This window comes from Candidatus Nanopusillus massiliensis (assembly GCF_920984865.1).
Window position 1 is genome coordinate 437,781 of the sequence record NZ_OV100765.1, and the last position, 204, is coordinate 437,984.

Below are 204 nucleotides of genomic sequence, written 5' to 3' on the forward strand. Positions count from 1 at the left end.
GATTCAAATATGTTGTATAAAATTTCCTTCTCCAATCTATTGAACATCATANATGTTTTATATCTTCTTCAGCCTTTTCTACAAAATATAAAGCCCATCCCGCAGGATCTTTTAATTTTTCTATATCCTCATCAGAAATTCCTTCATCCTTTAATTCCTTTATAATTTTTTCATCTCCATTTCTTAATTTCCATGATTTTGCAA